This window comes from Pseudundibacterium arcticum (assembly GCF_042646465.1).
GTDB lineage: Bacteria > Pseudomonadota > Gammaproteobacteria > Burkholderiales > Burkholderiaceae_D > Undibacterium_A > Undibacterium_A arcticum.
The window spans coordinates 1-8,633 of the sequence record NZ_JBHRTP010000110.1; the positions used below are offsets into that span (position 1 = coordinate 1).

8 protein-coding genes and 1 pseudogene are annotated in these 8,633 nt (G+C 53.2%); 7 read left to right on the forward strand and 2 right to left on the reverse strand.

Annotated features, from left to right (window positions below; genetic code table 11):
• Window positions 1–402 (forward strand): annotated as a pseudogene (locus ACFOFO_RS25850) (hypothetical protein); the annotation flags it as partial.
• Between the two features lie 328 nt (window positions 403–730).
• Here ACFOFO_RS25850 and ACFOFO_RS25855 read toward each other — a convergent pair.
• A complete protein-coding gene (locus tag ACFOFO_RS25855) occupies window positions 731–1,675 on the reverse strand; it encodes a LysR family transcriptional regulator (RefSeq protein ID WP_390323695.1) in 945 nt (314 codons plus the stop codon).
• Between the two features lie 156 nt (window positions 1,676–1,831).
• On the opposite strand from ACFOFO_RS25855, the gene ACFOFO_RS25860 reads away from it, so the two are divergent.
• The 4 genes from ACFOFO_RS25860 (at window position 1,832) to ACFOFO_RS25875 (ending at window position 5,878) form a co-directional block, all read left to right on the forward strand.
• Window positions 1,832–2,167, forward strand: coding sequence for an HAD family hydrolase (locus ACFOFO_RS25860; RefSeq protein WP_390323696.1), 336 nt, complete (start codon window positions 1,832–1,834; stop codon window positions 2,165–2,167).
• A 444-nt stretch (window positions 2,168–2,611) separates the two neighbouring features.
• Entirely contained in the window at window positions 2,612–3,961 is a 1,350-nt protein-coding gene (oxlT, locus tag ACFOFO_RS25865) for an oxalate/formate MFS antiporter (RefSeq protein ID WP_390333454.1), read from the forward strand.
• A gap of 116 nt (window positions 3,962–4,077) precedes the next feature.
• Window positions 4,078–4,845 carry a fumarylacetoacetate hydrolase family protein gene (locus tag ACFOFO_RS25870; RefSeq protein ID WP_390323697.1) on the forward strand — a complete coding sequence of 256 codons (768 nt, stop codon included), beginning with the start codon at window positions 4,078–4,080 and terminating at the stop codon, window positions 4,843–4,845.
• Window positions 4,846–4,867: 22 nt separating this feature from the next.
• Entirely contained in the window at window positions 4,868–5,878 is a 1,011-nt protein-coding gene (locus tag ACFOFO_RS25875; protein ID WP_390333457.1) for a 2-dehydropantoate 2-reductase, read from the forward strand.
• Window positions 5,879–6,081: 203 nt separating this feature from the next.
• On the opposite strand, the gene ACFOFO_RS25880 is transcribed toward ACFOFO_RS25875, so the two are convergent.
• The gene (locus ACFOFO_RS25880) at window positions 6,082–6,252 is read right to left on the reverse strand and encodes a hypothetical protein (protein ID WP_390323698.1); all 171 of its coding nucleotides are present in this window, start codon (window positions 6,250–6,252) and stop codon (window positions 6,082–6,084) included.
• 287 nt (window positions 6,253–6,539) lie between these two features.
• Here ACFOFO_RS25880 and ACFOFO_RS25885 point away from each other — a divergent pair.
• Together ACFOFO_RS25885 and ACFOFO_RS25890 are read left to right on the forward strand one after the other, a co-directional pair.
• A protein-coding gene (locus ACFOFO_RS25885) for an IS3 family transposase (protein WP_390323702.1) occupies window positions 6,540–7,672 on the forward strand; the annotation gives its coding sequence in 2 pieces (ribosomal slippage) (window positions 6,540–6,804 and window positions 6,804–7,672; 1,134 coding nt in all).
• Between the two features lie 507 nt (window positions 7,673–8,179).
• A complete protein-coding gene (locus ACFOFO_RS25890; protein WP_390333459.1) occupies window positions 8,180–8,404 on the forward strand; it encodes a hypothetical protein in 225 nt (74 codons plus the stop codon).
• Window positions 8,405–8,633: the final 229 nt, after the last annotated feature.

Genomic DNA, 8,633 nt, shown 5'->3' on the forward strand with positions numbered 1-8,633 from the left:
AGTGTCCAGTTTGGCGTGGAATGCGTGTCCAGTTTGCGGCGGATTAGGCGTCCAGTTTGGCTGGATTACGCACTGGAGGAACGATTTGCCAAGTTCGGGCTGAAATTCCACCCGGAGAAAACGCGGTTGATCGAGTTCGGGCGGTGGGCGGCGGTACGGCGTCAGCGTCGCGGACTCGGCAGACCGGAAACGTTCGACCTCCTGGGGTTCACGCATTGTTGCGGAACGACGCGTACAGGCAGATTCAAGATCGTGCGGCTGACGATCATGAAACGCATGCGTGCGACGTTGCAAGCGATCCGGGACAAACTCAAGCGCCGGCGGCATGAACCAGTGAAGGTAACGGGGGCAGTGGCTGGGAGCGGTAATTCGAGGGTATTTCAATTACCACGCCGTGCCTGACAATCTGAAGCGATTAAACAGCTTTCGCAAAGAAGTGTGTCGTACCTGGCTCAGGGCGCTGAGACGTCGGAGCCAACGGCACCGGATGACGTGGAAGCGGTTTAAGCGATTTGTCCAAATGTATTTGCCGAATGTCCGTCAGCAGCACCCGTATCCAACAAAACGGTTTGGCGTCACTACCTGAGGCAGGAGCCTTGTGCAGTAATTCTGCCCGCAGGGATCTGTGCGGGGGGCGGGACGAAATTCCCGTCCCTACCGCGACTCACTTTCGCGACGGTAAATGTGTCAATACTTGCGCACGCGACTTAGCCTCTACTTTCACTGGCGATTACTTCTTGCGTACTGCTCGTTTGGGAGTGAACGGAATAATTTTCTGGATAAGAGTCGCGCCATCGCTCAAGAGAAAGTTCTTAAATGCAAGCGCCACAGGGGGGAGTCGCTTGTTCTTGCGATGAACTACATACCAATTCAACATCACGGGAAACCCTTGTACATCGAGAACCGCCAAACTGTTCGCCTGTAATTCCAGGCCGATTGTGTGGGCCGAAAGAAAGCTGATGCCCATACCCGCGATGACCGCCTGTTTGATGGTTTCAGTGCTCTTGATTTCCATCGCGATATTGAGGTCCTTCAGGTGTTCGCCGAAACCATCCTCCATCGAATTCCACGTGTCCGAACCCTTTTCCCGAACCACAAAAGGTTCACGCTTCAGAACCGACATGGGTATTTTTTTTTGCCCCACAAGAGAATGGTTCGGCGGGGCCACGATAACGTAGGGGTGAGGCGCGAACGATTCGTTGACCGTATCCATGTCTTGCGGCGGGCGCACCATGATTGCCAAATCGGTTAGGTTGTTGGCGAGTTGCCCAAGCAGTTCTTCGCGATTGTGCACAGTGAGATTGAGCGTCACGCCGGGGTGGCGGCGAGCGAACTCAACCAGGAGCCGCGGGAAAAAATAGTCGCCTGCGCTGATTACCGCAACGTTCAGCTTCCCTCCCGATATGCCCTTGAACTGTGTAAGGGTCTCTTCCGCTTCCTGAAACAGTTGAATGATTGCTCGACTGAAGTGAAGGAGCTCGGTGCCGCCTGGCGTAAGGTAAATCTTCTTGCCGAGTTGCTCAAACAGCGCTAACCCCACGTGTCCGGCGAGTGTCTTTACCTGTGTCGATACCGCCGGCTGGGTCAGATGTAGTTCTTCTGCAGCGCGCGAGTAGCTCAAGTGCCGAGCCACGGCTTCGAACACCTTCAGCTGGCGCAATGTTGCATTCTTCATATCTAATTTCGACAGATGTATAAAGAGTAGTTAATCATTATGCTTAAAAACTTTAACTATACCTAATCGTTTCTTGATCCTACGATGTAATTGAAGTCTGCGATGTTGCACAGACGGATTCTTTCAGAGATGCATTCATAGAGAAGGAGAACTGCCATGTTCGATAGCAAGATCAATAGCGATGCCGCAGCTAATGCGGTAGACGTTCATCGTAACGCCTACAACGCGGCGTTTTACGAACTTGGCCTGCGATGGCACTGGGACGGCGATACCTACCAAACTCTTTTATGCAAGGCCGATGAGAAGGATCGCATCCGGATTTATCTGGAAACGCATCAGCCGCATCTGCTAAAAGCCTACGATGCGGACTTTCTGATCGACGCAATACAAACGACGAAGTCACGCTGCTACGACACTATGACCGCTGCTGGCAGCAAGCTTGGCGCTTACATCAATTGGGCGGAGATCCAGCAGCGCGAAGTCGGCGTCTGAGTAGCGGCGAAGCAAGCGATATTTCAGCGCGCAGTTAAATAATCGCAGTCTTCGAATCTTAACCGCGGTCAAGGATAACGCCAAACGGTTCTCGCACAATCTCCCCAAGCGATTGAGATTTACGAAAATGAATGACAACGCCGAGCATTGCAATATCGTTCCCGCCTTGGCCGGGACGACAGCAAATTGTAATGTGCTTAAGTCATGCTCAGCAGGTCTGATTGAACCGCGGCGGGACAAACGAGCGTGTGGACCTGAGTTGAAAAGTGGTATGCGCCATTCACTCAGTCAGACGGCGATTGGGTTCATTGTAGCGACGCTGCGTCTCATCTAGGGATGTAATATTTCAGTACTAAGTGCACGAAGCAATAGCAAACCAGTAAAGAAACTCACGCAGACCATAGTGACCATAAATATTACAAAGATATCCAGGAGATAAACTTCATGAACCACCATAGTCAAACCGCGACTGACAGCAATGTCTATAGCAGAAAGTCGAGCAATCGTTGGGTCCAGCTGGTTTTCGGGATCATATGTATGGGATTGGTAGCCAATCTCCAATATGCCTGGACCCTGTTCGTGAGTCCCATCGAGGCCAAGAATCATTGGGGCTTATCCGCAATTCAATTGTCGTTCTCGATTTTTATCCTGGTCGAGACCTGGCTCGTTCCGATAGAGGGTTGGTTGGTTGATAAGTTTGGACCGCGTCCCGTCGTTGCGATAGGTGCTGTCTTCGCCGCCATCGGGTGGGTGATTGACGCGCATGCGACAACGCTTGCCGAGCTTTACCTAGCTGCCGTGATCGCCGGTATCGGCGCCGGTTGTGTGTATGGCACCTGCGTTGGCAATGCGCTCAAGTGGTTTCCGGACAAGCGCGGTTTGGCGGCCGGGTTGACGGCGGCAGGATTTGGCGCCGGAGCGGCAGTCACCGTCATTCCAATCGCAAACATGATTCAGAGTTCTGGATATCAACATGCGTTCGAGTTTTTCGGCATTTTCCAGGGCATATGTATTTTTATCCTGGCGCTGTTCATGGTGAGGCCAAAGGCGCCAGTAGGTGTGAAGGCAGCGCCGAGACTGGTAACAACCAAGGTCGATTACTCTACTGGGAGAATGCTCAAGACGCCCGTCTTCTGGTTAATTTATCTGCTGTTCGTGGCAGTCGCTGCAGGTGGTCTGATGGCGACCGCACAACTTGGCCCGATCGCTAAAGATTATGGCCTGGCGAAGTTGCCGATTTCGCTATTTGGACTCACCTTGCCGCTGTTGACGATGACGCTGTCGATCGATAATCTTTGCAACGGCTTTACGCGTCCTCTGTGTGGTTTTATCTCTGACAGGATCGGCCGTGAAAATACCATGTTCATCGTCTTTCTCGGTGAAGGCGTATCGATGCTCGGACTCATGAAGTTTGGTCATGATCCGATCGCTTTCATGACGTTCGCAGCACTGGTCTTTCTTTTCTGGGGCGAGATCTTTTCAATTTTCCCTGCGATTTGTGCTGATACGTTTGGCGTCAAATTCGCGGCGGGTAACGCTGGCACACTGTACACCGCGAAAGGGACGGCTTCATTGCTAGTTCCGCTGGCATCCGTGTTATCGGCAGGTGGCAACTGGGACCGGGTATTTATCGCGGCTTCCGGTATCACGATAGCTGCCGCTATCGCAGCGAAATTTGTGTTGTCTCCCATGCGCAAACGCTTTATCGAGAGTGCAAATGAGGAAAATTCTGAGAGTGTCAGCGTCGTACCGCGCCAAAAAGTCGGCGTAGCGATGGAGGGTCCACGCTCATGAGCCGAGTGAACGTGCCGTGCGCGAATTTTTCCTTGAAGGTCAAGTAGCGCATGACCCGCCAGTAAACAAATCGAGGGAAGCTAGTCTAATCTCGCCTTTGAAAAGAGAGCATCAAAATGGTACAGCGCTGGGTTCGTTTTAATGAGGGTGGAGTCGTCCGCTTCGGTACGCTTGAAGGCAACCAGATTCGGGTTTGTCGGGGTGACATGTTTGACAAGCCCGAGCCCACGGATATGACTGTGAAGCTGGGTGATGTCAGGCTTCTGACACCTACTCAGCCGAGCAAGATCATCGCGATGTGGAATAACTTCCGCGCGCTCGGTGAGAAATTGAATTTGGCGACTCCGGCTGAACCCTTGTATTTGATCAAGGCACCGAACTCGTATCTCAACCCGCATGAAACGATCCGTAAACCGTCTTGCGATGGCAAAGTCGTTTTCGAAGGTGAGCTTGGCATTGTGATCGGCAAGACATGCAAGGAAGTGTCCGAAGAATATGCGATGAATTACGTCTTTGGCTATACCTGTGCCAATGACGTAACGGTCGCCGACATTCTTAACCGCGACCCGTCTTTTGCGCAGTGGGTTCGCGCAAAAGGTTTTGATACATTCTGTCCATTCGGACCGGTGGTGGCGACTGGCCTCGATCCCGCAATGCTCGTCGTCAAGACGGTTCTCAATGGCGAGATCAGGCAAGACTATCCGATCAACGACATGCTCTTTTCGGTGCGACAACTCGTGAGCATGATATCGAGGGACATGACGCTGAACCCTGGCGACATTATATTGTGTGGAACCTCGGTCGGTGTCGGTTCAATGAAGCCGGGTAGCACCGTCGAGGTAGAGATTGACGGCATCGGAAAGCTTAGCAACCGCTTCCAATAATTTTTTTCCAGGGACTGTGTAAATGAAAATTGCGATCATAGGAGCAGGCGCGATCGGCGGCTACGTCGGTGTGAAACTGGCATTGGCCGGCGAGGATGTGACGTTCATCGTCCGCGGTGCGAATCTTGCTGCCATTCGCAAGAACGGTATGAAGCTCATTATGCAAGACGGTGTCGAGCACGTTGCGACCAACGTGAAGGCCACCTCGAACTATGCGGAGGCGGGTCCGCAGGACATCGTGATTCTTGCATTGAAGGCGCACCAGGTGGAAGCGGTCGCGGACGATCTACCTAAGCTGTTCGGCCCTGACACTGCAGTAGTCACAATGCAGAACGGCATACCTTACTGGTATTTTTACAAGCACGCAGGTGAGTTTGAGGGACGCCACGTGAAGAGCGTGGATCCGACCGGGATGATCGGCGAAAAAATTCCAGCAAGACGCGTCATTGGGTGCGTGGTATATCCGGCCTCCGAATTGATCGCACCGGGCGTCGTCAGGCACATTGAGGGTGACCGTTTCCCGGTAGGTGAACTGGATGGTTCCGTCGGTCACCGTGTCACGAAAATTTCAGAATGCTTTATTAATGCCGGCTTCAAAGCGCCGGTGCTGGAGAATATTCGCGCCGAAATCTGGCTCAAACTGTGGGGCAACCTGACCTTCAATCCGATCAGCGCGCTGTCACATTCAACTTTGGTCGATATTTGCCAATACCCGATTTCGCGAGAACTCGCTGCCAACATGATGCGTGAAGCTCAGGCAGTGGCCAACAAACTCGGTATAGAATTCCGCGTGCCGCTCGAAAAACGCATTGCAGGTGCTGAAAAAGTTGGCAAGCACAAGACGTCAATGTTGCAGGATGTTGAGGCGGGGCGCGGCCCGGAGATTGATGCGCTAGTGGGATCGGTGGTTGAGCTGGGGCGACTTACCAACACACCGACGCCACATATTGATACGGTGTACGCGCTGGTAAAACTTCTTGCCAGGACGATGACGGAAGAGAGTGGTCAGGTACGACTCGAGGCAATGGCCTGATTTGGCGTTGGGCGTTTTGATGGTGAAGATAGCGGGCAAAGGATATGACATATGACAAAAAGCCTTTGACCGCTATTGCTTGCTCGGCGCTTGTTTCACAATGCACTTCTAATTCAACAAAGCGATCGGGTTGCAATATCCGTAATTGCACCGGATGATCTGTTACCCGATCTTGTTTTTGTCAATGCGCTATCGGCAGTAACTTACATGCCCCATGTGAAGGCAGCGTCCGATTTATCGCCGCCGGTCGCTGCATCGAGCGATTCACGCAGATTGACTGCAAACAACGCAGCAATGAACGAAGCGACACTCAAAGTCAAAGGCGCTTTATCGGTATTCATTTGGGTTGAAGCATTTGTGGTCAATGTAGACATGGCATGCACTCCTAGTTAAATTAAATCTTTCTTTAAATACATTGTAGAAGGGTGAGACATCGATGTCTAATCACGATATCGGATATGCGATATGGAGTTTGCGAATGGTGTTTGGCACTGACATTACTTCTACGGAGCTTCCTGCCTGCTTGATCCGCGCACATTATGCAGTCGCCAATGACGCTTGTACTGGTGGTTGTTTAGAAGTGGCGCTGAAAATTCAGACAAGCGTCTAAGTGGAAATTCTGCTCAAATGAGAACGCGCGATGCGCGTATTAGGAGCAGGAATGAAACGTACGAGAAGAAATCACACAGCGGCCTTCAAGGCCAAGGTCGCCTTGGCGGCAATCAAGGGCGAGAAGACGCTGGCCGAACTGAGCGTGCAATATGACGTGCACACGAACCAGATCACACAGTGGAAATCGGAATTGATCATGCGTTCAACCGAGATTTTCGCCACGGCAGCCGAACGCAAGGAAGCCGCCGCCGTGCCGGACATCGGTTCGCTGCACGCCAAGATTGGTCAACAGGCGATGGAGATTGATTTTTTGGCCGTCGCGCTCGGTCGTATGGACGGTGCGAGCGCAAAGAAATGATCGACAAGACCCACGCGTTGTCTGTCACGCGCCAGGCGGCGCTGCTGGAGCTGTCGCGCTCGAATGTCTACTACCTGCCCAAGCCCGTGCCAGAGAGCGATCTAGCGCTGATGCGACGCATGGACGAGCTGCATCTGGAGTATCCGTTTGCCGGCTCACGCATGTTGCGCGACATGTTGGGCCTGGAGGGCACCGAAGTCGGTCGTCGCCATGTTGGCACGCTCATGAAGAAGATGGGCATCGAAGCCATCTACCGCAAACGCAACACCAGCAAACCGCATCCGGAGAACCGAATTTATCCGTACTTGCTGCGCAATCTGGTCATTGATCGACCGAACCAGGTCTGGGCAACTGATTTAACCTACATCCCGATGCGGCGGGGCTTTGTGTACCTTGTGGCCATCGTTGATTGGGCCACGCGCAAGGTGCTCTCCCATCGTGTATCGATCAGCATGACAGCCGATTTTTGCGTCGAAGCGCTCAACGAAGCGATTGACAAATACGGCACGCCAGATATCTTCAACAGCGACCAGGGCAGCCAGTTCACCAGCCACGAATTCACCAGCGTGCTCAAGGAAAACAACATCCAGATCAGCATGGATGGCAAGGGCCGTTGGGTCGACAACGTCTTTGTGGAACGGCTGTGGCGCAGCGTGAAGTACGAACACGTTTATCTGCATGCCTGCGATAGCGTGGTCGAAGCGCGCCGCAAACTGGGCAGCTACCTGGACTTCTTCAATCGCTTTCGGCCACACTCGTCGCTTGACCGCAAAACGCCGGACATGGTCTACTTCGACACCCCCTATCAATTGCAGGCTGCTTGATGGGAATCCGGGTTATACACCGGCGCATGCGCTCGTGCTTGATGGAAGAGCAGCACACGCGCCCGTGCATAACCCTACGCACGCCCGTGCATAACCCTACGCACGCCCGTGCATAACCCTACGCTGCAGAGTTTCCACTTAAAAAGCTAAAACGCTGTCCTAACAAGCGGGGCCACCTCTGTTTCTAGCAATCGCAGCAATGGCGCACGGTGTTCCCGGCTTCGGCTTTCTGATTATCTTGAGTCCCATCGTAGCGATGATGACTGGTATCAAGACAGCAAGTCTTATTTACTTATAGAAACTACGCGGAGCATGACTAAGAACTTACCGCGTCATTCCCAGGCGAGAACCCGTGCGAGGAGTCCTCGCACCTTTCGTTGATCAACCAACGACGCCGGCTTCCTCCATGCAGGGCGTATCGCCGGCCCGAAGTCGTTGAAGTTGCGGCTCGCTGTAATGATTGTGGTGTATCTCCAGCAGGCCCGCTTTCGTAGTCTCGATTGGTCGGTGCTGAAACGACACCCGCGCAGTTCAGCGCTTCTAGTCGGTCTGCTCGCCGGGTTTCTGTCGGGATCGGTCAATGTAGCGGTGCCACCGCTGGTCATTTACTTTGGCGCACTTGGTCTGGGCGCCGTACCGATGACGCAGATACTCAATCTCTGCTTCCTGGTAGGCAAGTCGCCGCAGGCCCTGACCTTCGGCATATCCGCCAGATCGGCCTCGCCATGCTGATTGCCACTGCTCCGCTGTCCGTCGTCTCGGACGTGGCCCGGGCTCCCGGAATCCGAATCCGGAATCGGCTGGGACCCGAAAGCTACCAGCGATTGTTACGACAGGTGTTACGAGAGAATGTGGTGATCCTGGTGTTGCAGTTTGGGTGGCGCACTGGACCTCAGATTTTGCCTTGATGTTTGAGTCGGCTGAGGGTTTCTGGGGACAGGTTGAGATAGGACGCGAGTTC